Here is a 22067-nt window from a genome sequence, read left to right on the forward strand (position 1 = left end):
CTTCTCCTAGCTGTTGGCAACTTTTAAACGCAAACCCTGGTAGGCAATTTCTTCCTGCGCATTCAGGTGGATCAAGTAGGGTTCTACCTCGCGCTTGAAACTGAACATCTTGCCTTGTGCATCTTTCTTTAAATGACAGTGATAGAACCATTCGTTGTCATTGCGTTTGGGATAATCGACCCGGTAGTGATACAAACCCCAGCGGCTTTCTGTGCGGAACAGCGATGCCCGCGCCGCCATCTCGGCACAATCGCGGATCACACTTACTTCCATTGCACGCATCAACTCGTGTGGATTGTTGGCTTTGATTTGCTCTATATCTCGCTCAATCATCGCAAAGCGCTCCAAACCGATTTCCATTTTTTTGGTGACTTTGGGTGGCTGCAAATAATCGTTCACAAAGCGACGTAATTTGTATTCGACTTGTGCGGGTGGTAAACCGTCCTCCCGCAATAGCGGTGCATACACGCGCTGCTTTTCTTGCGCGATTTGCTCAGCGTTTGTAGCAGTATATTCACGCTCTGCGACATAATCTGCTGCATTGACGCCGGCAAACCAACCGTAAGTGAATGCGCCTAACATATAGTTGTGCGGCACCGCGGCCATATCGCCGGCGGAATACAAACCTTTAACCGATGTCTCTGCGTGTTCATTCACCCATACACCGGAAGCGCTGTGGCCGGAGCAAAAACCAATTTCCGAGATATGCATTTCCACCATTTTCTCGCGGTAATCGGTACCGCGATTCGCATGGAATTGCCCACGGCTTGGGCGTTCATTGCTGTGCAGAATCGTTTCAATGTTCTGGATGGTTTCTTCCGCAAGGTGATCCAGTTTTAAAAATACCGGGCCATTACCACCTTCCAGTTCCTGATAAAATTCCCACATCATTTGGCCGCTCCAGTAATCGCATTCAATAAAGCGTTCACCTTTATTATTGGCAGTGTAACCACCGAGCGGACCCGTGACATAAGCACAGGCGGGGCCGTTATAATCTTTAATTAACGGATTGATTTGAAAACATTCCAGATTCGCCAGCTCTGCTCCTGCGTGATATGCCATTGCATAACCATCACCGGCATTGGTCGGGTTTTCATAGGTTCCCATTAAGTAGCCGGATGCCGGCAGCCCCAAACGACCCGCAGCGCCGCAACATAAAATGACGGCTTTTGCGCGAATCACATGGAAGTCAGCAGTGCGGCAATCAAAACCTAACACTCCATTTACAGCACCATCGGCATCGGTTAATAAACGCGTGCTGACGATGCGATTGGTGATCGAAATTTTTGCGCGCTTTAGTTGACGATAGAGCACTTTTTTAATGTCGTGGCCTTCGGGCATGGGCAATACATACGAACCCATGTGATGTACTTTTTTTACTGCGTAATCACCGGTTTCATCTTTCTCAAATTTCACCCCCCAGCGATCCAATTGCTCAATCGTAGCGAAACTATTTTTGGCATACGCATAAACCGCTGCTTGATTGACGATGCCATCGTTAGCGATAGTGATTTCCTTGGTGTATTGCTCGGGTGTTGCATGGCCGGGAATCACGGCATTATTTAATCCGTCCATACCCATGCTGATCGCGCCGGAGCGCTTTACGTTGGCTTTATCCAACAATAAAATTTTCAGCGACGGATTTTTTTCTTTGGCTTTGATGGCAGCCATTGGACCAGCGGTACCGCCGCCAACCACAACAATGTCGTATTCCCGTTCGATGGTGTTGATATTTTCCCAACTGGTCATTATCTGCTCCCGCCTTCACTGTGTTGGCGATCAATCCTGAAGCGATATTGAAAGGCATCGCCACGGTAATATAAAAATTCAAAATCAATTGGCTTGCCGTCGGCAGTGTGCGTAAGCCGCTCAATACGCATAATGGGTGATCCCTCTTCGATAGCTAGCGCTTTCGCCAAATCGCCGTCACTCAATACCGCGTCGATGGCGAGATCGGCATGACCGAGGTTGAGTTGTAAATCGTTTTCGAGAATCAGGAAAATATCGCGGGTAATCAAATCCGCCTTTTGTAATTTTTCACCGATATCCGACAACACATAAGATATCTCCAGTGAAATTGGCTCGCGGTTAATCAGGCGTACCCGTTTTATTTCAGTCACCTTATCACCTTCATTTAATTGCAGGCGTTCGGCGATACGTGTATCAGCTTTGATAAATTTCACACTGATTAATTGGTTAATAACTTCATAACCCAATTGCGATAAAGACTCAGCCAAACCCTGCAACTTACTTACGTTTTGAAATGCTTTTGGTTTCGAAACATAGGTACCTTTGCCATGGATTTTAAAAATCAATCCTTCCTTCTGCAAATCTCCCAATGCCTGGCGCACGGTGATGCGGCTAACGTGAAATCTATCCCCCAGTTCACTTTCTGATGGCATACGTGTTTCAGGAGGATAGGTTCCATCTAATATTTGTGTACGCAATAATTCTTTCAGTTGGTTGTAAAGCGGAACTGGTGCAAAAGGAATTAGCGGTGAAGTTTTTTTATTCATCCAATGCTCTGCTATTTATAAGGCCTGCAATCATCAACTCATTACTACTTGTTATGACAAGTTGCGGAGAGTATATAAACAGGGAGTTGGATTCTAAAAATATTTAAATTTTATATGCTTATAACTTTTTAAAAACCGAATGTTTAATTTTAAACAGTTCGGGTTTGGTGATTTGCAAAAGCCTTGGTTTCTCTGGTTTAGCTTGAAGAGCGAGTGTTGAGTTTTGAGCAGGGTCTGGATTTGATCGGGTTATATAGGGGGAAATATTTTATGCCGATTATAATCGGATAGGGCCGCATTTAAGCGTGGGATGACAATCCTGGCGGAAGTGTATGAAAAAGCCAGCTCCTTGTGGGAGCCGGCTTAAACAAAAACCGTCTACTTGATTGTAGCGGTGAGACAATGAAAATTACTTAAATGTAATAATTCGCATCAATAATTTCGCCCAGTTCTACAGTGGCAACTTGTGGTTGTGCTTTTAACCACGCGAGCAATTTTGCTTTGTCTGCTTCAGTGGCAGAGCCATAGCGTTTATTCGAGCCGACAAAACCGGACAGGCGCTTGCTGGACAAGCCGCCACCAAATGCCAGGTTTTCAGCGTTGATGGCATCAATAAAAAAGCTATCGACAAATTGGCTGATGGTTTCGTCAGTCAAATCATTTTTGAATTCGCATTCCAGTTCAAAGCCAAAAGTGGCGAACTCGTCCTGAAATAATTTTTTACGCAAACGTTTGCTGCGTTGCGGGGCTTTATTAACGTTTGCGTTATCTACTGCGGTCATTGGTTTTACCTTTCTTTAATCACACTTGAATAAATTTACGAATTCTACTGTTGTTGTTCCGGGCGGATCAGGTCAAGTCGGCATTGCTGACACCGTTTAAATCCATCAATGTCGCAACTTGTTTTTCCAATAATTCAATACGGGTTTCCAATTGCTGGATTTTCTGTTCCAACTGCGCGGTGTGTTCATCGTTGCCTGTTCTGCTTGAGCTGGAACTGCTGCTCTGCATAGCGGCGATAGCAGCCAGATCCGGCTTGCCGCATAACAAATGCGTATAGCGATCTTCACGCTGGCCAATCTGGCGGGGAATATGCACCACTATCGGTTTGGTTTTAGCGCACAGCTGTTGAAGCTTTTCTTCCAGCGCCTGTGGGCTGGCAAATTCGGCCATACGTTGGGTGCGGGTTAAAATTTCAGCGACAGTTTGCGGGCCGCGCAGCAGCATTACCGTCAATATCGCCTGTGTCTGTTTATCGACACTCAGGACGCGAGTCAGGCGCTGGTCATAGCGCGCAGCGCGACTGCCGTAATCGACGGCCAGAAAATTACGGTCTTGCAGTTCGCTCACAGCGCGCTGCACAACGCCACTTTCATAATTGCTGATCGGCTCGCGGCTGGTTTTCTGGTTACAGGCCAGCAGCAGGCTGTTGAGCGTCAATGGGTACTGGTCGGGGGTGGTGAGCTGTTTTTCCATCAGCGAACCTAATACACGCGCCTCTATAGCGTTGAGCAGGGCGGGCTCCTCATGGGTTATATCGGTTTCTAGTGATTCCATGGCGCTGTCTCGGTGGTCATCGGAGGGGCTGCCACTCTACGCCCCTGGCCGTTAAATTTCACTCTTTACGTTTCTGTACCCTGCTTTATTCACAATTTGTAATGGCGGCAGCAATAATTACTGCCTATATTTTAAGCATTAATCGTGTCTATAAGATGTACAGCGTGAGTTAAGTGGTAATGAGTTATTTTGTCGAGGACGACTTTATGGAAGTACTTTGGTTAATGGGGAACCCCGGTAGATGTTTTCGGATTTCGAATCAGCAGATCATTATTGATAGGCAGGAAGAATTGTTTGATTCGGCCCGGCCCTGCGAAGTCCCGGTTGCAACGATAGATGAGTTCATAGCCTTATGTGCCAGTGTGGATATTCTGGTGTTAGTGGCGGGCGGTAAACCGCTGGAGCAACTCTGGCTTGCTTCTATCCCGCCGCATCTTCCCAAAGTTGGCTTTTTAGCCAATAACAGCCACCCCGAAGCGCGCGTGCAATTAACCATGCTCGGCGTAGATGGCTACGTTTCGGTCGATATGTGCCAACCGGATTTCGACGTGGTGCTACAAAAAATCCACGAGGATAAGCAAGCAATTAATAGTTTGCAGGAAGAGTTGAAAAACTTTTCCACCATTGCTTTTACGGCGATGTCATCTGCATCCGAGATGGGAACCGTCGCTGTGTTTGCGGAGAAAGTGCAGGGCGTTATGGATTTGCATCGTCTTGCACATTTAGTGCTAGCGTGCCTGAAAGATTTGCGTCTGGAGGGGGTGATCCAATTTATGTTTGAAGAAGACATCACCATCTTTCCGGCAGATGTTTCCATCTCTTACCAAAAGCTTTTGCACAGTGCGTGTTTATCGGCAGCACGCATCGTATCGCAAGGGCGTTTTTTATTATTCAGTTTTGATCACATTCAATTATTGGTTACTGATGCACCTCATCTCGACCAGGAGCGTTATGGTCGGCTGCGCGATGTGTTAGCGCATTTGGTTTCAATTGCAGAGGCGCGCGCGAAAACGTTGAAGGTCAATACGCTACTAAAAATCCAGCAAGATAATACCCGCATGGTGATGACACTGTTGGAAATGGCTGCAGCAGACAATCGCAATTCAGTGAAGGAAATTATGACCGGGTTATCCAATTCACTGCGAGTGATGGCAACGGGTTTTGACCTGAATATGGAGCAGGAATCGGAATTGTTGAGCTTATCCGAGCGCGCATTGAATTCACTTGAGGGATTACAAGAGGCAACTTCAGCAGTGGAGGTGCATTTTCGCAGCTTGATCCAGCAATTGGATACGGCGACCAACCTGTTGACCTCGGGAGAGGCAGACCAACCGACAATTGAAAACTGCGATAGCAGGGTAGAACTTTTTTAATCGATCAGGCTTCGTATTGGATAAAAGCATCTGCTTCTTCGTAGATCACTTCATCAATTAATTGCTCCAGGTTCTTGCCGTTGCAATCAATTACTATATCCGCATATTGCAAATATAACGGACGACGTTCGGCATACACTTCGGCAAATGTCTGGTTTGCCGGACGAGCTATGCCGCGCTTGTCCATATTGTGAATACGCTGTTCCAACACATCGAGATTGACATCCAGAAAAATAATTGGCCCGAAGTGTTTTAAATGTTGCATACCTGCTGCGCTGTAAACCGCGCTACCGCCAGTAGCAATAATATGGTTGGGATATTGCGCATTGAGCAGGACACGCTCTTCCGCCTCGCGTAGCGCAAGATGACCGCACTCTTGAAGAATATCTTGCAGGGTTTTGCGATGTTCCAACTGGATAAGTAAATCAGTATCGATAAAATCTTTTGCCAGGCTTTTCGCCAGCAGCAATCCCAGGGTGCTTTTCCCCGCTCCGGGCATACCAATCAAAATCAGGCTTTGGCTGTAGGGACTCAGTGGGGAATTCATAAACTGTACTCCTGCAAGCAGTAGTGGTGGAACGGGGGGGTGAAACGTCTCAACTATAGCTGATATAGGCGCCGCTGGCAGATAAAAATTACCGCATTACGCTCTCTGATCGGTTGTTTAAGTGGAGTGTCGCCATCAGTGAGTAACGGGAAAACGCGCTGTAACAGCAAGATAATTACTGAGTAAAAACTTTACGATTGTAAGTGAAACTGATCGACGCAACCTTGGCAGATACAGGCCTTGTTGCGCTGCTCAGGTTTTAGCTGTGCCAGTAATTCGGGCGGAAATTGCCGGGATTTACACCAGCAACTGCCCCCGCTGCTAAAGCTACCGGTATCGGCAGGTAGGCATTCGTTAGCATGTCCACACAGCGGGCACTGGTGATTGGGCAGTGGTGTTGCCGCATCAGGCATTGCACAAATCTTCAAAGGCATCGACTACTGCTTCTTCGTCAGCCTCGGATAGTTCCGCTAAATCCATAATGCTGGGTTCATTAATACCAAGCACCTCTTCGATCTCTTCAAAGGGCAGATATGCATCCAATGCGTGTTTGACATAGATTTGAATCGCGCCGTGTATGGCGGTTGCGTTACCGCGCGCCGCTTGTAATTGGGCGACTGTCTGGTCAGTTAACCATTGGATAAAGGCAGTACGGTCTTCTTCGGAGGTGTTGGTGCGGGCATCGTAGTTCACGGGAATACCTCATAGCGGACAGGAGTTCGCTAGTATACCGACTTTACCGACAACGACCAAAATAACAGGCTTCCAATTTTGTATTCCATCAAAAAAACGGCGCCGGGATAACCAGCGCCGTTTTTATTTTTGCTTTACCAGTGAGACATTTACTTGTTGTTGCAAATTATCTCTGTGGTTTTACTTTTTCAATTGTGCTGTCCAGGCAACTAATGCATCGAGCTGTGCCTTGATTGTTCCCTGGATTTTTTCATCAACCAGGTTGCCATCACCATCGAAGGAATTACTAAACGCATTGGCAAACACTTCCGGCCTATTGAGCGGGTGCAGGTTAAGATACACGCATACTTGGCGTAGATGATATTGCGCGCGCGATGTTCCCATGCCGCCGCCAGCGCCCATCAGCGCAACAGTTTTACCCGTTAACAAGGCATTCTCTGGTTCGCGCGATATCCAGTCCAACGCGTTTTTCAATGCGGGGGCGATGGAGTAATTGTATTCCGGGCTTGCCAAAATCAGTGCATCAGCAGCTCCGGCCTGTTGCAGTAATTGCGTTACAGCCGGCGGCTTTTCGGCGATGTCAGCATTGTAAAAAGGAATTTCTGATAGATCGGCAATAATAATATTGCTGCCCGCCGGGGCGTTCGACTGGGCGAAACGTACAAGACCCGCATTAGTTGATTTTTTACGCAAGCTGCCACAGATGGCGAGAATGTTCATAAACCTATACTCCATGCTTGGGGTTATCGAAGTTGGAGTATTAGCATCTGCTATTTGGATTAAATATTCAATTCTATTTTGGGATCGGAATGTAATGACTTATTAGCAGAAGTGAAGAGGGCTTTTAATTGATTAGCGATGGATAGGAAAAAACCGTTTAAAAGCATTTGGACCTGGTGCTTTTTAAACGGTTTTTTGGTCGGGTAAGAGTGGGTCAATACGATATTAATCATTAGTGAATGATTGGACGATATTGTGAACCACTTTTACTACCCAAATTAATTATGCCGCGTAACATTATGCAGAGTGGCGATATACATTAGTGTGCTGATGACGATGGATATGCGGTTGTGGCAACAACCGATCCGTTTCTTGTTTAACAATCGTGTAGCACTCACAGGTTAAATTTTCCAACTCAGCCCGATCCAGAACGGTAATGCGACCGCGGGTATATTCAATTACCCCGAGTTTTTGCAATTTTCCTGCTGCATCCGTAATTCCTTCGCGACGAACACCGAGCATATTTGCAATAACTTCTTGGGTAAGCAATAGATGATTGTCTGACAGGCGGTCAAGCATCAACAACAAAAATCTGCACAGTTGTTGATTGATTGAGTGGTGACGATTGCACACAGCAGTCTGTGCCATTTGTGTAATTAATGATTGTGTGTAACGCAGCATTAATTCCTGCAAATCACCGTGACGTGCGAGTTCTTCCTTAAATTTTCTTGCTGGTAAACGATAGGCGTAACCTGCGCTTTGCACTACTGCGCGGCTCGGAGTACTTTCACCACCCATGAATAATGCAATTCCAACGAAACCTTCATTACCTACGAGAGAAATTTCTGTTGAATCACCGTCTCTGGTTACATACAACAGTGAGACGATTGAATCGATAGGAAAATAAACATGTCTCATTATATCACCTGATTCGGCAATTACTTTTCCTTGTTTTAACGGAACAACCTCAAGGTGTGGCAGTAAACGGCGTTGCGTTTCAAGACTAAGTGCATCGATGAGTAAATTTCTTTGTGGATTCATATATGTAGACATATTTGTTCTCCTTTCTAATTTCATCAAAAAGAAAATAATCTTGGTGCCGTGCTGAAGATTATCTCTCGTATATGTTTGCTCGAAAGGTATTTAGCAATATGCATGCCAGCAAAAAATTATGTAATTTTTTTGCATTGCCAAATGTCGCCTTTATGTGCGGGATACCGCGTAACTCACTGGTTTATCTAGGTTAATTTGTTTCTATGGTGTCGATTCCAAGAGGCAAATTTTATTTGAAATGCTTTCACCCCTCTGTAACTTTTTCAATCAATTCTGGCTTTAAATACCAGTCTTAACCAGTGTTTACGCGGCTTTCAGCGAATTTGCATAGAGTTGGCAAACTCTTCCTTACAGGATAATGGAGGCGTTATGCGACATATCAGTGCTCGCTAATAGAAATATGAAATATGTGCATTAGTGAACTTTCCTGATTTGAAGTAGTAGCTTGGATAAAATAGCTGGGAATGAGGACTATTAGAGATGTTTGCGCTTTGAATGTGTCATGTATTTTATAAAAATAATGGTTTGATTTTTTTTAATGGAATAACTTTTTAATAGAGTAGCAAAGGACAAAGAAAGAGCGGAACAGAATGTAAAAATTTTTATTACTTTGATGGAGAAAAATTTAATTTGTTAAAAGCGTTCGATAACGCACTGATTCTTACCACATTAATTAATAAAGTCGGAAATACAATGAAAATTGTATCTTTCCACTCAAAATAATCAGCATACGATTTTTGCTGAAGGAGAATAGCGTGAATACTACTATCGGATTAAACGAAAGAAGAGATGGAACCTTGGCAGCGGACGTTGAAGTTGCCCGGGCAGCTAGTGCAGTATCCTGGGGCGCTATTTTTGCGGGTGCAGCGGGTGCGGCAGCTTTATCATTAATTCTATTGATACTTGGATCAGGGTTGGGACTGAGTTCAGTTTCACCTTGGGCGAATGATGGCGTTAGTGCAAAAACGTTAGGTATCTCCGGCATTCTTTGGATTACACTGACTGCGGTAGCAGCGAGTGGTATTGGTGGTTATCTTGCCGGTCGTTTGAGAACCAGATGGTTATCAACTGATAGGGATGAAGTTTACTTCCGCGATACCGCCCACGGTTTTCTTGCTTGGGCGGTGGCAACGTTGTTTACGGCGGGCTTATTGACGTCGACAATCGGCGCTATTCTCGGTGGTGGTGTTAAAGCGGGAGCGACTGTGGTGAGTGGTGTTGCATCATCCGCAGCAGTGGCAGGAGCCGTTGCCGGTGCAAATGCTGACCAGTTTGGTTTAAACGGAGAATCGACCGGTTATTTTATTGATGCCTTATTCCGCAAGTCTGCAACTGCTGCTCCTGTTGCAACTCCAACCAATATACCTCCTACAGCACCAGCCCCGGCTGTGCCAGCTGGTAGTAATCCTCCAGCAGCAGAAACCCGGGTTGCCGGAAATGAGAATATTCCAAGCGCTGAAGTGGCCCGCATCTTTGTGAATGCATTAAGAAATGATTCTCTGCCTGAAAGTGATGCGCAGTACCTGGGGCAAATCGTTGCTGAGCACACAGAATTAAGTCAGGCCGATGCAGAAAAACGAGTCACAGATACTTACAACCTTTGGCAATCCAAATTGCGTGCAGCTGAGACGGCAGCTAAAGAAACTGCCGATGAAGCACGTAAAGCAACAGCTTATATTTCGCTGTGGTTATTTGTATCTTTACTGATAGGCGCATTTACTGCTAGCTGGCTTGCTACTTGTGGTGGTCGTCAACGCGATTTGTAATTTTCATACGACGAAGGAGAAATGTTATGCGTTCATTATTATTGTGGTTTCTTGGTATTCCGATTCCAATTATTATTTTAATTGCAATACTCACCTGATTTTGGGTGAGTATTGTTGTAATCAAAACCTGATTCTTTTAAAGAATCAGGTTTTTTTTATATCAGTAAAATCACCTACCGCGTCGCGGATAACATCCTGGGTTTGAGTAGTTTCTTCCGGTGTAATTGTTTCAACAATTAACACATATTGATCATTGGTGATGGCATCTTTTACCAAATCAGCAAAAGGTTTTGGTTTTTTTGCCGCTCCTACAGAGGCGCCCAGAAATCCACCCAGACCTGCGCCCCAGCCTATCATCACTAACGGAGCTATCAATGGACTGGCCACAAATAAGCTGACATTCGCTGTTACCAATGCAATCTGCGCTAAGGCACCCACACCCGTCCCTACGGCTGTACCTATGGCGCCATCCACCAACATGTCTTTCAGTACACCATTGCTGTCTTCAGTTGCTTCGCGGGGTGGCAAGGGAGTTGTTTTATCCAGCACATGAATACGTGTTGCGGGTATCCCGGCTGCTAACAACTTATTTTTTGCATCAAATGCTTGATCATCATGCGCAAAAAAGCCTGATACATGGTGTAAGTAGTCGCTCATAATATTTTCTCCTGAAGGCCAAATTTGGCTGGTTTTCCACTTATTATTGTGGGTATTGCCAAGAAAAAATATCTGTGCGTTGTCCAACCTATTTTTTAGGCAAAACCACCGCCGGCTTTTAAAAATGGTAACAAACGCAGGCTAATACGTCGGTCGTGTTGATGAATGAGTCGCTGGATACACGTCTTCGGCGCCAAATAAGATTCGTAATAGTGGCTGGCAGCTTGTGCCATAGTGGCAATATCAATTTCGCTCATCGCCATGGCTTTATTAATGACGCTTAGTAATTCACTTTCGTTATTAAACACCAGGCAATTTTTCCCGTCTTCCAATGGTGGAAAAAACATTTCCGGATATTGGGTAATGGGAATACTGCCTACCGCGAGCGCTTCAATTAAATTATGCGACATAGGGTAGCGCACACCAGGACATGCCAGAAAGAAACTTGCGCGTGCGAGTGTCCCAAGCCAATGGATTGGCATTACTTTGCATTGACGGGTGTTCATCACAACTACACCGGAATGGCGGTTTTGCAATGCCATTAACAATGCATCGTTATTGTTTAATTCAAGGTATTGCTCAGGTCCCAGTTTGCTTGATAGACAAGTTATTAATTGGGTGCGGCTCAGCTTTGCATAAATTTCACGAATCGATTTTTTGTTGTATTTTCCGTGCTCTGCATCGCCACCAAAAAATATTTTCCAGTGTCGCGTTTGCTGGCGATAGCTATTCAATTGCAAATCCTGCTGTTCAGCATAAATCGGCGAGAACATCGGAAAAGGCATAGGAAAACAAACATCAGTAGGTTGATAACCAGCTCGATAATTAACGGTGATTGTCTTGTGGGCTTTATTGGATAGACTGGAGTACCATTTGTCGGTCACTAATAAATAATCTGCGGGAAGATCGTTAGCATCGGTGAGTACACTGAAATTTTCCTGCAAACAATATTGTTTGTGTTTCTCCTGAATATTGCCTAGCACTAAATAATTTTCCCGCAATACAGGGTGGAATCCGGCGCGAACGAAGAAAATAAATAGCGTGTAAAAACGCCGCCCTTGTGGGCCATCGATTCGGGTGTCGCGAAAATCGAATACTACAATCGGTTGGTCTTTGGGAACATCCCTACACTGCAGTTTCAGCCAACGGCGATAATTAATATAGCGTTGGGGATAGAGTACAGATTTGTATCGTTGGAGCGCGCCATCCATTTGATGGCCAATTTTACTGAGCTGTTGCAGGGTAGATAACATAACGGCGCCTGTAACCTTACGCGTAGGTGGGGTAGATTGTTTGTGTCCAGGCGCTCAGGCTAAAGGCAAATTGTTGCAGGTTGGTGTCGGGGGGAATGATGAAGTTTTAACCGCCAGCCCGCCAATCATCACTATACTCAAACGAGGTGATGCCTGCGGAGGTGCTTTTTGTTCCATTATTCTGTAGCGTCCGTCCGGCAAGGACTGTCCTGGCGGTGGGCGCCTTTGCTCATGTTGATTTATATAGCCTTGGGTTATACGGGCATCCATTACGCTGCATTTCCAGGCACTTTTTTTGCGCAAGTATGGCTGGCCTCCGGAATTGGGTTGATTATGTTTTGCCTCTTTCGCCGCCGTGCAATTCCTCTGGTATTTTTTGCATCACTGTTAGTCAACGCGCCCTATGCTTATTGGGCGATGGCGGAAAACGGATTCCTGGCGACGCTATTGCTCGCCATCTTTAGTCCCTTGTTTGATACCTTACAAAGCTTCCTCGCTTGGCGCCTATGGCGATTGGATAATGAATCCCGCTTCAGCCGCTTGGGATTACAGCGGTTTTTGGTGGCGATTATCGTAGCGGTATCCGTCACTATTGCCGGAATGGTTGCCGTGCATCTGGCTGTCGGACTAATTCATGCGGATGAATTAATTACCCGCTTTACGATGATGGCTTTGTCCGACATGCAGGGACTATTTCTATTGGTGCCCTTATGGCTGGCGTTGCGCAACAGCACCTTGGCGGCCATCAACTATCCATTACTCATCAGTGCTTTCGCGATTCCTATTCCGCTATTGTTGGCTCGATTTGAACCATCGCTGGCGGCGTTATTATTTCCCCTGGTCGCTTTCATTATTATTCAGCTGCGATTCGTCGGTGCGGCACTGGCCGTTTCCGTGGCAGGAGGCAGTGCTGCGTTAATGGTGGTGCTGGGACAGGACCCTTTGCATCTCGGTACAGGGATTGAGGCATTCAGCCGCTGGTCGCTAATTGTGCTCGCCCTGGGGACGCCAATGTTGTTAATGGGAGTGCTGCTGGACGATAACCTGGACTACCAGAGCCATCTGGAGGCGCGAGTTGCTGAGCGAACCCAAGCTTTGCAAGATGCGTTGGCTGCAGCGAATATCCTGGTAATAACCGACTCGTTAACCCAGGTGTTCAATCGTCGCCACATGGAATCGCTGGTGCACGATGAAGTCGAACGTGCACAGCGCTACTCCCAGTCAACTGCGTTAATTATTTTGGATATCGATCATTTCAAGGCGGTCAATGACAATTACGGCCATCCAACCGGCGACAAAGTGTTGCGACAGGTATGCGAGATCCTGAGCAGGAATCTGCGGCAGTCAGATGCATTGGGACGCTGGGGCGGGGAAGAGTTTTTAATTCTGTTGCCGCAAATTAACCTTCTCGCTGCAAGTAATGTCGCCGAAAAATTGCGTCACGCCATATCCACCGCTGATTTTGATTTAACGGGAACTTTGAGCATTAGCTTGGGTGTGGCAGATTTTGTGCTCGGTGAATCCGCCGGTGATTGGATCAAACGAGCCGATCAAGCACTTTACAATGCAAAACGTCTTGGGCGTAATCAGGTGGCTTTGGCGAGTTCCTGAGTTATTTCCTTGCTTTTCTGGCTCTCGTCTTGGAGCCACTGTGCGCGGTGGCTTGGCTGGCAATCATAAGTTGGAATGCGCCGAAGAATATCGCCATCAAACCGACTAATGCAGAGAATAAAAATGCTCCACTGTTAGTAACAAAATACATACCGACAATAATAACAATACCAAAGAGAACAAAACCAATGCCCAGTTTTTTTTGTAAGTGCATAGTGTAATCACCTTTGTCAGACGTTAATAATAATTGTGCCGGAAGGCACGAGGATAAAAAATTATTTATTCTTTTTTAGGATATAACGCGCAAGCCAGGCACTGGCTAATATCAACCCCAAAGCAATAGCTGCACCTAAAAATTCACGCGTTTCCTCTATGTAAGGCTTTTCAGGATTCATGCTTTGCATGAGCGGCTCTTGATCCATATGCAAATAATAATTATAAGCACCGGGGCCGGAAAGGGCTAACTCAATTCCACACAACACCAGCGCCAACCAGAAGAGAGGGCGTAAAAATTTATTGAATAACAGCAGCAGGGGTACTGCTGCGCAGACCAGATAGAATCCCGTCCAAATGGTCGGGTCAGGATCGTTGAGCTGTAAACCGGCAAAAGCAATCAGGATCAGGGAAAATAGGGCGGCGCTGGTCTTTGCAACATAGGTCATCGTAAATTCTCGGCCATGGGGGGAGGGTTGCTGCCTGCACCAAAATTAAAATAATAAAACCTCTATCGCAGGATTTCTTATCAATTTGCTGCGGTATGGGGCTTTCATTCTATCGATTGACATAATAAGGTGTAAATCCTCCCTGATTTTTTAGATAGTTATAAAGCATTATTTTTAATAACACTATCCCGATTCTACTGCCTTTCCATATAGCCAGAATGCCGGAATCGTCGTTTTTCCCAAATTTAATTTTATAGGAAGCATGCCGCGGCTTGTCTATACTGCGTAACTCTTAAACAGGCTTTTTTAATTATGGTTATTGGTGATTCTCTCGGATATTCGTCGCTTGGGTTTGGCGGGACGCTTACGCGCAATAATTTCCAAGCCGAACGCAATCCCGCCATCCTTGAGGCAAAACTTGACCCCAAAAAGCCGAACGAGTATTCCGTTCAAACCTCTACCCCGCCTATTGTTCCCCCGGAAAAAGCCAGCGAGGCTAAAAGTGCGAGTAAACGGGTTCCGCAAAATACCGATCCGGTTAGCCGTGCTTTTAATGCTGTCGCAGATTATGAGCCTCAAGTACACAGGATCGATGTGCGCGTATAGATTTCGACGCAGACAAAAGCATCGGTTATCAATACAAGTTTCCGGAAATCAGCCTCCCTCTATACACAAGTGTAAAATCCTGCTCTAGGCTGGCGCGAATGATGTAGTTCAATTTGAAGTGATATGCGCGTTTTTATAGTGAATATAACTGGTACGATTTTTTAGCATTTTGGTGGTTTTGTTTATAAAAATATAATCTATTTATGGCTGCCGGGAGTTTGCTAACCTTTATTCGAGAGGTTAATTAGCAGTGGCCTCTAATTCAATATTCGGTGATGTCTGCCAATATTCCAACAAGTAATTTGACTGAGGGAATGATGCAATGAAACATCTACCTGGTGTCCATGAGCACGAAAATAAAATCGATCAGCACTACGAGTTATTTGGCGAAAACGCTTTTACAATTGTCATTATCGCAGCCGCTTTATTTATACCTTTTGCTTTTATATTGCATTTTTACTCAAGTTAATTGTAGGCTGATTTCAAGGTGATTCTCAGGTGCAGATGCATCTTGATGATGAGTGGACGTAGTAATTATTTATTAATCGATTGATTATGAAGCCGGGGTTTGGAGTAAGCCCCAGCATAATCTTGTCTGCCAGTATGGGTATTTTCTTCTTCGCAAAAATATCTATTTATCTATCTTGGGAATATTGAGTCCGCGTACTACGGCAGGCCTTTGAATGAATTCCGCCAAGGAGTAAGTGACATTGGGAAAATCGGAAATTCCCACTAAATCACCTGCTTCATAAAAACCGATCAGGTTGCGAACCCAGGGGAAAATGGCGATGTCAGCAATTGTATAGGTATCGCCCATAATCCAAATGCCTTGCTCAAGGCGTTGATTAAGTACATTCAATAAACGACGGCATTCAGACACATAATGCTCTAATGGACGTTTGTCCTCATAGTTTTTGCCCGCAAATTTATTAAAGAAACCAATTTGACCAAACATAGGGCCAATCCCACCCATTTGAAACATCAGCCACTGAATTGTTTCGTAGCGCCCGATTGCATCTGACGGTATTAGCTGACCGGTTTTATCCGCGAGATAAATCAAAATCGCGCCCGACTCAAACAGGGCAATAGGTTTGTTATCCGGTCCATTCGGATCGATAATCGCCGGGATTTTATTATTCGGGTTAAGCGACAAAAACTCTGGCGACAGCTGGTCATTCGTATCAAAGTTCACCAGATGTGGCTCATAAGGCACACCGGTTTCCTCCAGCATGATCGCTGCCTTAACACCGTTGGGAGTAGGCAATGAATAAAGCTGCAATCGCTCAGGATGTTGTGCCGGCCATTTTTGGGTGATGGGGAAATGTGTAATATTATTCATGACATTGTTGCCGGCTTGGGTCATAGCATTTTTCTTTGTTAAAAAATATCTCACGGGGAAGTTGGCGTTTAGTCCCGGCAAAATCCTTCGCCAGTGTGAATGGTGAGGCAGTCTAGTTTGTCTGCAAACCATTTCATACCTGTTTCGGCACCATTGCTGGCTCGAATGGTTTCTGTTTCGCCATTGCGCTCAAATTCGATTTGGTTTTGATTATTAATTCCCTCATAGGTTTTAGGACCGTCCAGATCCTGAATAATAATTGTATATTTCCCTTCAGCGCCACTGATCTCAAGAAAGGTTCCCTCGGGGCCATTCCATTTGCCTCGCCATGAATCCGTTAGCGCAGGAGTGGTTGCCGCAATAGAACTTACCGCGACTGAACTCAATGCAGCTGAACTTATTGCGGTTGTACCTGGATCGCCAGGCGACCCTGCTTTTTTATCGTTACAGGCGGCCAGGAATAAAGTAGCGGGAATCAGCAGTGCAACAGCGATAATTGTGGATTTCATAGTCACTACCCGTAGATAAATAAATTGTTTTGCATAATAAAGCCTGTTGTGCGTAAGCCCTGTACGTTTGCGCACAGAGTTATGGCCAAGTCAGGCCTAACCTCCACGAACACCTTGTCTTGATCGCCTGAGCTGCTGATGTGTAGGCCAGGGTGATGAGAGTGATAGTAGTCATTTCCGTGAGGATAAAATACCAGGAGGTATTTATGCGTTTATCCACATGTAGTAGTTGCGGGCAGTTAGTGTATTTCGAAAATACCGCCTGCACCCGTTGTGGTGCAATTCTGGGATTTAATTCCGAGAGTTTGCAAGTACAATCCTTCACGCTCGCACCAGATGGTCTGCTCACGCCGATTGAATCGGATGATCCAACCAAATATCGCTATTGTGCGAATGGTTTACACCACAGCGCTTGTAATTGGGTTATCAATGCCGATGAGCCTGATGAATTCTGCCAAGCCTGCCGGTTAAACCACACTATTCCCGATTTGAGTGTGGGAAATAATCTTGCGCTTTGGATGAAAATTGAAGCAGAAAAACGACGTCTTATTTACAGTTTGCTCTCGTTAGATTTACCGCTTACCCAAACTGATCCCACTGCACCGCAATTGGCGTTCGATTTTCTTGCTGAAACGACGCCGGTGGCGGATGAGTCTCATCGCGTACTGACCGGGCACGATAACGGTTTGATTACCATTAATATCAATGAAGCTGATCCATCCTTACGCGAAAAAATGCGTGAAAATATGGCCGAGCAATATCGCACCTTGCTTGGCCATTTTCGTCATGAGTCCGGTCATTATTATTGGGATGTTTTGGTACGCAATACCGAGTGGCTGGAGCCGGTGAGGAAGTTGTTCGGCGACGATAGTCGTGATTATGGCGAGGCACTGAGTACTCATTACCAAAATGGTGCGGTGGCCGATTGGCAATTAAATTACGTCAGCGCTTATGCGAGTAGTCATCCATGGGAAGATTGGGCGGAAACCTGGGCGCATTATTTACACATTATTGACACGCTTGAAACAGCACATGAATTTGGCTTGACGATTTCGCCGCAAATTTCCAATAGCAAGCACTTGCAAGCTACGCTTGAAGTTAATCCCTACGACAGCAAAAAATTTACTAATGTGATCCAGCATTGGCTGCCGTTAACCTACGCCTTAAATAGTTTGAATCGCAGCGTAGGGCATGAGCATGCTTACCCGTTTGTACTTGCCGAGCCGGTTATTAAAAAATTGGATCTTGTGCACCGTATTGTGCATAAAAATCTATTTTCGACAGTGAAGTAAATCAGGCTTTTGCTTTATTAAGTAATTGCTCGTAATCAAAAAACTTGCGGTGTTCAATGCCTGCACTCATCGAATTTACTTTATTAGGGTGCTTTAATTCCTGCCACTTATCAACTCTGTTGCCCACATTTAAGTGCGGAAACTCGCCGATATTTACCGCCTTGATATCAAGGAAGGCTAGAAGTTCTTTTAAGCTTCCCTTACGGCTTATGTCGATTGTCAAAAGATCGCTCCTGCCAGAAAAGTAATCAAAAATCTCTTGCTGGTGATTTTCATAGCAATTTTCCAAATGTGTGGCAGAGAGTGGATCTGTTGCGGTTAATGTAGCAAACGTAGTATTAAAACTGCGTTTCAGTACGGGGTTCAAGTAGCCTATCCTGGGTTTTAATTCCGGAAGCATTTTTTTAATGAGCATTTGTATAGAGGGAATCCATTTTTCCAATGTGCGATCCAGATAAATAAATTTTGAATTAGGAAAGAGTTGGTCTAATTCTCTGTAATCTGAAAAACAGGGGGCATCAGAAATAACATCTGCCAGTTCAAATGCACGTTTGGTATAGGCTGTATGGGCGACCTTAAAACCATAATCCAGCAATGCCACACTAATGCTCGTAGTACCCGTACGTGGCAGGCCAATGATAAAAATTTTAGTCATAAAGTTTTTTAAAATACTTACTGCGTTTTCCCCGAATGTTCAACCCTGATTAATTTATCAGTGGCGAATCCCAAAGCTTTTGCCTTTTCGATTAATTGTTCCAGCAATGCCGGATCAAAGTTGGGCTGGCGAGCCAGAATCCAGAAGTAATCTTTATCCGCTCCAGTAACTAATGCATATTGATAGTTTTCTTTGTCCAAATCAAATATCACATAAGCGCTATAAAAAGGCCCAAAAAATGAAACTTTTAAATGGCCGATTTCTGGTTTATCCACAAAGTATGCTTTGCCTTCAGTGCTTTTCCATGCTTTATCTTCCTGCGAGTACCCTTGGTTAATAACTTTTATTCCGCCATCTTCGCGCACGCTGTAATTGGCGGTGACATGACTAAGGCCGCGCTCAAACCGGTGATCAAGCCGTGCCACCTCGTACCAGGTTCCCAGATAGCGCTCTACCTGAAATCCTTGCACTGGCGTTATATTTTCCGGAACTCCGGTACAGCTTGCTAATAGCCATGTGATGCTGAGTAATAAGTATTTCATCATTATGCCCTCAATGATCTACTTTCAATGCTTAAATCAAATCAATTCTGCAAGGACATGCTCTTTAAATATGTACGATGGCAAACACTTGATCTTTTATATGTGTGCAGGCAGCAGCACATCTTCTCAAGGTGAGATTAACGAGGACTATCAAAATCAGGTATTAAAACGAAGAGAGAGGACTAATTGGCCGTCTTTTTATTGTTTATGCTGCAAAAGTTGTTTTGAAAAATTAACGAAGTCATCCAAGTGATGCGTAATAATATTTTCCACAATCGGCAATAACAGCGCTTGGTAATCGTGGACGGCAATAGTGTGAAATCCGATCATACGTTTCATGGTGTCAGCGAGGGTATTGTCAATCAGGTTGGCTTGAGCGAGCAGGGTAAAAACATCGCGCGCACTTCTTCTACTCTGCCCCCGCAGCGTAAATCCGCTGCCGGGATTGCAACCCCCGACAATTTCAAGACCGGCGCAAAAACGTGAGTTTTTGTGTCCTCGTACAGCTTTGCCTGTTGTTATGGCGGCTGGGCGAGGCCGCTTTCGGGCGGGCCGGTGTTGGTCTTGAGCCGGTGGTTGCAACCTCGTCCAGTCCGCCTCCATGAATTGCAACCTCATGGGGCGGGTTTGCAATCAAGACTATGGTATGAATTATGGACAATATCACTCCCTTGGCGTCAGACACCAAATCCTCCTGCGTTATTACTCTTGATCCCTTTCAATACGCGTTTTACCAACAAAGTTGCATCAAACTCCAAGCACCAGATGGCAAATTCCTGGAGCTGATCGGTCATAGTGTACAAAAAGATATAGAAGAAAATTATTTTTGCCGGTTGCGAGAACAGGTTTTCCTGTTACAAGCCTTGTGCAACAAAATTGATCAAGAAGTGGAGTCCACCACAAGCAATTGCAGGTTTGGCAGATATTTTTTTACGGATGCAGAGGTGTATGTAGGTTGCTGGTGAGGAACGAACCGCAACATGACCATACTCCACCACCACAACCAAAAATGCATGTGCCGTTAATTGGTTTTTCGCTTGAATTAAATCTTGTGTCATCGGTGATGACGAATGTTGGGGTTCGTTCCTCACCGCCAACCTACATCAAATCCACGTTGTAAGTCGTTTCGTGTTGTGTAACTATTATTTTTTACGAGTTAGCGCTTTTTTGATTTTATTGATGGCTGCCCGTGTCGTCCCGCTTTTGATAAGTACCAACTCTTTATCCTCTATATCCCCTAAATCGATTATCAATTCGCTTTTAAACGGAAGTGCAAAAAATTTCAATAGCACTTTAATGGCTAAAATAATGCAAATCACTCCAATACATATGATGCCTATAGTGTTTATATATTGGCTGAACGCTCCTTGTTCAAAAAGAGAAGGTAGTTTCTTGATGTCAGGAGCTGTGACGTTAATTGCCCATATACCAAATCCCATCAGAGATATGTAAAGGAATCCAAGTGTTGTCCTATATACAGGTAGGCGAGTGGCTATATTGTCGAATCTAATTCGATTATATTTGGCGTACTGAAGCTTTCCATTTTCGGATATTTTAATGTAGGGTGATGCAGTTAAATAACGCTTGATGGCTTGGGTAGGGGATTTTTTCTTTAATAGTTCTTTTATTTCATAAAAATTAAATGGTTTTTTATATATTAGAAAAAATGTTTCCTCGTAAAGAAATTTATATCTTCCATTACTTGTGATTTTTTCAATTTCTGGAAAGGATTTTAGAAGCTCAAGGTTTTCCTTTTTTATTTTTTGGGTTTTACCTGGAATATCTAGGATATATAGAATAACTTTAATGGCTAGTGGGGCTATTATCCCGATTACGGCAGTTAATATCTTTGAATCTGATTCCATATTGTTTTTAGTTTCCTGTTTATAAAATACAATGTTGGGAGCCTTTCTCAGCCTACTCGGCCCGCTCCAACCTAAACGAACTTGTGAATGCTTGAATAGGGCCAGTCTTTCGCGTTGCTTACATAACCATGTTTCACCGGATTATGATGAATGTATTCAATGTGACTATAAAAATCCCTCTCGTCACGGATAATGTGCTCCCAAAAACGGCGTTGCCAGATTCCACGTTCGCCTCTTTTGAGGCGACTGGTTTTAATTAATTCGTTTTTGGCAATGCGGCGGGAGAAGTTAGCTTTGATTAATGACCAGCGCACGGAGTAATCACAATCATTGTTTGGTAATGTCCACAAACAGTGCAGGTGATCCGGCATTACCACCATCGCGTTGATCTCGAATGGATGGTTTTGCTTTACCGTTTTAAATGCCGCCCGCAAACAATCAATTTCCCGCACCAATAAATCGCTCTTGCGATCCGCCAATGCCAAAGTGAAAAAATAACATCCACCCTCAACATAAACCCGCCGGTATTGCATACACACTCCCTGTAATTAAATCAATCCCAATTCCACCCGTAATTTATTTCATGGTGCTTCGTAGGTTGCCGGTGAGGAACGAACCGCAACATGACCATACATCCGCAACCACCAAAACCAAAATGCATGCACCGTTGATTGGTTTTCCGCATTCTTAATGCATCGCGCCATTTTTGATTACGAATGTTGCGGTTCGCAGGCTCACCAGCAACCTACGGTTTCGCACGTAATTCGTGTCAGGGTGCTTCGTAGGTTGCCGGTGAGGAACGAACCGCAACATGACCATACATCCGCAACCACCAAAACCAAAATGCATGC

At 44.8% G+C, this 22067-nt stretch carries 26 protein-coding genes; 6 read left to right on the top strand and 20 right to left on the bottom strand.

The window, feature by feature from the left end; genetic code table 11:
• Positions 1 to 6: 6 nt before the first annotated feature.
• From AC1RJL_RS04430 to AC1RJL_RS04445, 4 genes are all read right to left on the bottom strand, one after another.
• Positions 7 to 1749, bottom strand: coding sequence for a fumarate reductase/succinate dehydrogenase flavoprotein subunit (locus AC1RJL_RS04430; protein WP_492911529.1), 1743 nt, complete (start codon positions 1747 to 1749; stop codon positions 7 to 9).
• The gene (locus tag AC1RJL_RS04435) at positions 1749 to 2516 is read right to left on the bottom strand and encodes a GntR family transcriptional regulator (RefSeq protein ID WP_492911530.1); all 768 of its coding nucleotides are present in this window, start codon (positions 2514 to 2516) and stop codon (positions 1749 to 1751) included. Before AC1RJL_RS04435 ends, AC1RJL_RS04430 begins: the two co-directional genes overlap by 1 nt.
• A 413-nt stretch (positions 2517 to 2929) precedes the next feature.
• Positions 2930 to 3298, bottom strand: a complete 369-nt coding sequence (locus tag AC1RJL_RS04440; protein ID WP_492911531.1) for a YggL 50S ribosome-binding family protein — start codon at positions 3296 to 3298, stop codon at positions 2930 to 2932.
• Between the two features lie 67 nt (positions 3299 to 3365).
• Entirely contained in the window at positions 3366 to 4073 is a 708-nt protein-coding gene (locus AC1RJL_RS04445) for a YceH family protein (protein ID WP_492911532.1), read from the bottom strand.
• Between the two features lie 206 nt (positions 4074 to 4279).
• On the opposite strand from AC1RJL_RS04445, the gene AC1RJL_RS04450 reads away from it, so the two are divergent.
• Positions 4280 to 5446, top strand: coding sequence for a hypothetical protein (locus AC1RJL_RS04450; RefSeq protein WP_492911533.1), 1167 nt, complete (start codon positions 4280 to 4282; stop codon positions 5444 to 5446).
• 4 nt (positions 5447 to 5450) lie between these two features.
• Here the strand turns inward: AC1RJL_RS04450 and AC1RJL_RS04455 are convergent, their stop codons facing one another.
• From AC1RJL_RS04455 to AC1RJL_RS04475, 5 genes are all read right to left on the bottom strand, one after another.
• On the bottom strand, positions 5451 to 5993 hold the full coding sequence (locus tag AC1RJL_RS04455) for a shikimate kinase (protein ID WP_492911534.1): 543 nt from the start codon (positions 5991 to 5993) through the stop codon (positions 5451 to 5453).
• A 191-nt stretch (positions 5994 to 6184) separates the two neighbouring features.
• Positions 6185 to 6427, bottom strand: a complete 243-nt coding sequence (locus AC1RJL_RS04460) for a cysteine-rich CWC family protein (protein ID WP_492911535.1) — start codon at positions 6425 to 6427, stop codon at positions 6185 to 6187.
• Positions 6399 to 6686 (bottom strand): hypothetical protein, encoded by a 288-nt coding sequence (locus tag AC1RJL_RS04465; protein ID WP_492911536.1) that lies wholly within the window; start codon positions 6684 to 6686, stop codon positions 6399 to 6401. Before AC1RJL_RS04465 ends, AC1RJL_RS04460 begins: the two co-directional genes overlap by 29 nt.
• A 180-nt stretch (positions 6687 to 6866) precedes the next feature.
• Positions 6867 to 7406 carry an NADPH-dependent FMN reductase gene (locus tag AC1RJL_RS04470; RefSeq protein WP_492911537.1) on the bottom strand — a complete coding sequence of 180 codons (540 nt, stop codon included), beginning with the start codon at positions 7404 to 7406 and terminating at the stop codon, positions 6867 to 6869.
• A 297-nt stretch (positions 7407 to 7703) separates the two neighbouring features.
• Positions 7704 to 8459 carry a Crp/Fnr family transcriptional regulator gene (locus AC1RJL_RS04475; RefSeq protein WP_492911538.1) on the bottom strand — a complete coding sequence of 252 codons (756 nt, stop codon included), beginning with the start codon at positions 8457 to 8459 and terminating at the stop codon, positions 7704 to 7706.
• Between the two features lie 755 nt (positions 8460 to 9214).
• Between AC1RJL_RS04475 and AC1RJL_RS04480 the strand changes: the two genes are divergently transcribed.
• Positions 9215 to 10225, top strand: coding sequence for a hypothetical protein (locus tag AC1RJL_RS04480; protein ID WP_492911539.1), 1011 nt, complete (start codon positions 9215 to 9217; stop codon positions 10223 to 10225).
• 144 nt (positions 10226 to 10369) lie between these two features.
• Here AC1RJL_RS04480 and AC1RJL_RS04485 read toward each other — a convergent pair whose 3' ends face one another.
• The gene (locus AC1RJL_RS04485; RefSeq protein WP_492911540.1) at positions 10370 to 10882 is read right to left on the bottom strand and encodes a hypothetical protein; all 513 of its coding nucleotides are present in this window, start codon (positions 10880 to 10882) and stop codon (positions 10370 to 10372) included.
• A 95-nt stretch (positions 10883 to 10977) separates the two neighbouring features.
• Positions 10978 to 12135 carry a glycosyltransferase gene (locus tag AC1RJL_RS04490; protein ID WP_492911541.1) on the bottom strand — a complete coding sequence of 386 codons (1158 nt, stop codon included), beginning with the start codon at positions 12133 to 12135 and terminating at the stop codon, positions 10978 to 10980.
• Positions 12136 to 12366: 231 nt separating this feature from the next.
• Between AC1RJL_RS04490 and AC1RJL_RS04495 the strand changes: the two genes are divergently transcribed.
• A complete protein-coding gene (locus AC1RJL_RS04495; RefSeq protein WP_492911542.1) occupies positions 12367 to 13746 on the top strand; it encodes a GGDEF domain-containing protein in 1380 nt (459 codons plus the stop codon).
• 1 nt (position 13747) lies between these two features.
• Here AC1RJL_RS04495 and AC1RJL_RS04500 read toward each other — a convergent pair whose 3' ends face one another.
• Positions 13748 to 13960, bottom strand: a complete 213-nt coding sequence (locus AC1RJL_RS04500; RefSeq protein ID WP_492911543.1) for a hypothetical protein — start codon at positions 13958 to 13960, stop codon at positions 13748 to 13750.
• Positions 13961 to 14021: 61 nt separating this feature from the next.
• Positions 14022 to 14408 (bottom strand): transmembrane 220 family protein, encoded by a 387-nt coding sequence (locus tag AC1RJL_RS04505; protein WP_492911544.1) that lies wholly within the window; start codon positions 14406 to 14408, stop codon positions 14022 to 14024.
• Between the two features lie 312 nt (positions 14409 to 14720).
• Here AC1RJL_RS04505 and AC1RJL_RS04510 point away from each other — a divergent pair, with 312 nt between their 5' ends.
• Entirely contained in the window at positions 14721 to 15014 is a 294-nt protein-coding gene (locus tag AC1RJL_RS04510) for a hypothetical protein (RefSeq protein WP_492911545.1), read from the top strand.
• 631 nt (positions 15015 to 15645) lie between these two features.
• On the opposite strand, the gene AC1RJL_RS04515 is transcribed toward AC1RJL_RS04510, so the two are convergent.
• Entirely contained in the window at positions 15646 to 16353 is a 708-nt protein-coding gene (locus tag AC1RJL_RS04515; protein ID WP_492911546.1) for a glutathione S-transferase N-terminal domain-containing protein, read from the bottom strand.
• A 68-nt stretch (positions 16354 to 16421) separates the two neighbouring features.
• Positions 16422 to 16862, bottom strand: a complete 441-nt coding sequence (locus tag AC1RJL_RS04520) for a hypothetical protein (RefSeq protein ID WP_492911547.1) — start codon at positions 16860 to 16862, stop codon at positions 16422 to 16424.
• A gap of 206 nt (positions 16863 to 17068) precedes the next feature.
• On the opposite strand from AC1RJL_RS04520, the gene AC1RJL_RS04525 reads away from it, so the two are divergent.
• A complete protein-coding gene (locus tag AC1RJL_RS04525) occupies positions 17069 to 18154 on the top strand; it encodes a zinc-binding metallopeptidase family protein (protein ID WP_492911548.1) in 1086 nt (361 codons plus the stop codon).
• A 1-nt stretch (position 18155) separates the two neighbouring features.
• On the opposite strand, the gene AC1RJL_RS04530 is transcribed toward AC1RJL_RS04525, so the two are convergent.
• The 3 genes from AC1RJL_RS04530 to hepT form a co-directional block, all read right to left on the bottom strand.
• Complete coding sequence (locus tag AC1RJL_RS04530) at positions 18156 to 18809, bottom strand: sulfotransferase (protein WP_492911549.1); 654 nt, start codon at positions 18807 to 18809, stop codon at positions 18156 to 18158.
• Positions 18810 to 18826: 17 nt separating this feature from the next.
• Positions 18827 to 19354: a lipocalin family protein gene (locus AC1RJL_RS04535; RefSeq protein WP_492911550.1), complete on the bottom strand. Its 528-nt coding sequence runs from the start codon at positions 19352 to 19354 to the stop codon at positions 18827 to 18829.
• A gap of 195 nt (positions 19355 to 19549) precedes the next feature.
• The gene (gene hepT / locus AC1RJL_RS04540; RefSeq protein ID WP_492911551.1) at positions 19550 to 19954 is read right to left on the bottom strand and encodes a type VII toxin-antitoxin system HepT family RNase toxin; all 405 of its coding nucleotides are present in this window, start codon (positions 19952 to 19954) and stop codon (positions 19550 to 19552) included.
• Positions 19955 to 20004: 50 nt separating this feature from the next.
• Between hepT and AC1RJL_RS04545 the strand changes: the two genes are divergently transcribed.
• Positions 20005 to 20316 carry a hypothetical protein gene (locus tag AC1RJL_RS04545; protein ID WP_492911552.1) on the top strand — a complete coding sequence of 104 codons (312 nt, stop codon included), beginning with the start codon at positions 20005 to 20007 and terminating at the stop codon, positions 20314 to 20316.
• 177 nt (positions 20317 to 20493) lie between these two features.
• Here AC1RJL_RS04545 and AC1RJL_RS04550 read toward each other — a convergent pair whose 3' ends face one another.
• Together AC1RJL_RS04550 and AC1RJL_RS04555 are read right to left on the bottom strand one after the other, a co-directional pair.
• Complete coding sequence (locus AC1RJL_RS04550; protein WP_492911553.1) at positions 20494 to 21216, bottom strand: hypothetical protein; 723 nt, start codon at positions 21214 to 21216, stop codon at positions 20494 to 20496.
• A 71-nt stretch (positions 21217 to 21287) separates the two neighbouring features.
• On the bottom strand, positions 21288 to 21749 hold the full coding sequence (locus AC1RJL_RS04555) for an REP-associated tyrosine transposase (RefSeq protein WP_492911554.1): 462 nt from the start codon (positions 21747 to 21749) through the stop codon (positions 21288 to 21290).
• Positions 21750 to 22067 lie beyond the last annotated feature (318 nt).

The organism is Cellvibrio sp. GW822-FHT04B05, assembly GCF_058800985.1.

Excerpts from the sequence above, each read along its gene's own strand:
- AC1RJL_RS04430 (WP_492911529.1), bottom strand. The coding sequence starts at position 1,749 with ATGACCAGTTGGGAAAATATCAACACCATCGAACGGGAATACGACATT.
- AC1RJL_RS04435 (WP_492911530.1), bottom strand. The coding sequence starts at position 2,516 with ATGAATAAAAAAACTTCACCGCTAATTCCTTTTGCACCAGTTCCGCTT.
- AC1RJL_RS04440 (WP_492911531.1), bottom strand. The coding sequence starts at position 3,298 with ATGACCGCAGTAGATAACGCAAACGTTAATAAAGCCCCGCAACGCAGC.
- AC1RJL_RS04445 (WP_492911532.1), bottom strand. The coding sequence starts at position 4,073 with ATGGAATCACTAGAAACCGATATAACCCATGAGGAGCCCGCCCTGCTC.
- AC1RJL_RS04450 (WP_492911533.1), top strand. The coding sequence starts at position 4,280 with ATGGAAGTACTTTGGTTAATGGGGAACCCCGGTAGATGTTTTCGGATT.
- AC1RJL_RS04455 (WP_492911534.1), bottom strand. The coding sequence starts at position 5,993 with ATGAATTCCCCACTGAGTCCCTACAGCCAAAGCCTGATTTTGATTGGT.
- AC1RJL_RS04460 (WP_492911535.1), bottom strand. The coding sequence starts at position 6,427 with ATGCCTTTGAAGATTTGTGCAATGCCTGATGCGGCAACACCACTGCCC.
- AC1RJL_RS04470 (WP_492911537.1), bottom strand. The coding sequence starts at position 7,406 with ATGAACATTCTCGCCATCTGTGGCAGCTTGCGTAAAAAATCAACTAAT.
- AC1RJL_RS04475 (WP_492911538.1), bottom strand. The coding sequence starts at position 8,459 with ATGTCTACATATATGAATCCACAAAGAAATTTACTCATCGATGCACTT.
- AC1RJL_RS04485 (WP_492911540.1), bottom strand. The coding sequence starts at position 10,882 with ATGAGCGACTACTTACACCATGTATCAGGCTTTTTTGCGCATGATGAT.
- AC1RJL_RS04490 (WP_492911541.1), bottom strand. The coding sequence starts at position 12,135 with ATGTTATCTACCCTGCAACAGCTCAGTAAAATTGGCCATCAAATGGAT.
- AC1RJL_RS04495 (WP_492911542.1), top strand. The coding sequence starts at position 12,367 with ATGTTGATTTATATAGCCTTGGGTTATACGGGCATCCATTACGCTGCA.
- AC1RJL_RS04500 (WP_492911543.1), bottom strand. The coding sequence starts at position 13,960 with ATGCACTTACAAAAAAAACTGGGCATTGGTTTTGTTCTCTTTGGTATT.
- AC1RJL_RS04505 (WP_492911544.1), bottom strand. The coding sequence starts at position 14,408 with ATGACCTATGTTGCAAAGACCAGCGCCGCCCTATTTTCCCTGATCCTG.
- AC1RJL_RS04510 (WP_492911545.1), top strand. The coding sequence starts at position 14,721 with ATGGTTATTGGTGATTCTCTCGGATATTCGTCGCTTGGGTTTGGCGGG.
- AC1RJL_RS04515 (WP_492911546.1), bottom strand. The coding sequence starts at position 16,353 with ATGAATAATATTACACATTTCCCCATCACCCAAAAATGGCCGGCACAA.
- AC1RJL_RS04520 (WP_492911547.1), bottom strand. The coding sequence starts at position 16,862 with ATGAAATCCACAATTATCGCTGTTGCACTGCTGATTCCCGCTACTTTA.
- AC1RJL_RS04525 (WP_492911548.1), top strand. The coding sequence starts at position 17,069 with ATGCGTTTATCCACATGTAGTAGTTGCGGGCAGTTAGTGTATTTCGAA.
- AC1RJL_RS04530 (WP_492911549.1), bottom strand. The coding sequence starts at position 18,809 with ATGACTAAAATTTTTATCATTGGCCTGCCACGTACGGGTACTACGAGC.
- AC1RJL_RS04535 (WP_492911550.1), bottom strand. The coding sequence starts at position 19,354 with ATGATGAAATACTTATTACTCAGCATCACATGGCTATTAGCAAGCTGT.
- hepT (WP_492911551.1), bottom strand. The coding sequence starts at position 19,954 with ATGGAGGCGGACTGGACGAGGTTGCAACCACCGGCTCAAGACCAACAC.
- AC1RJL_RS04545 (WP_492911552.1), top strand. The coding sequence starts at position 20,005 with ATGGACAATATCACTCCCTTGGCGTCAGACACCAAATCCTCCTGCGTT.
- AC1RJL_RS04550 (WP_492911553.1), bottom strand. The coding sequence starts at position 21,216 with ATGGAATCAGATTCAAAGATATTAACTGCCGTAATCGGGATAATAGCC.
- AC1RJL_RS04555 (WP_492911554.1), bottom strand. The coding sequence starts at position 21,749 with ATGCAATACCGGCGGGTTTATGTTGAGGGTGGATGTTATTTTTTCACT.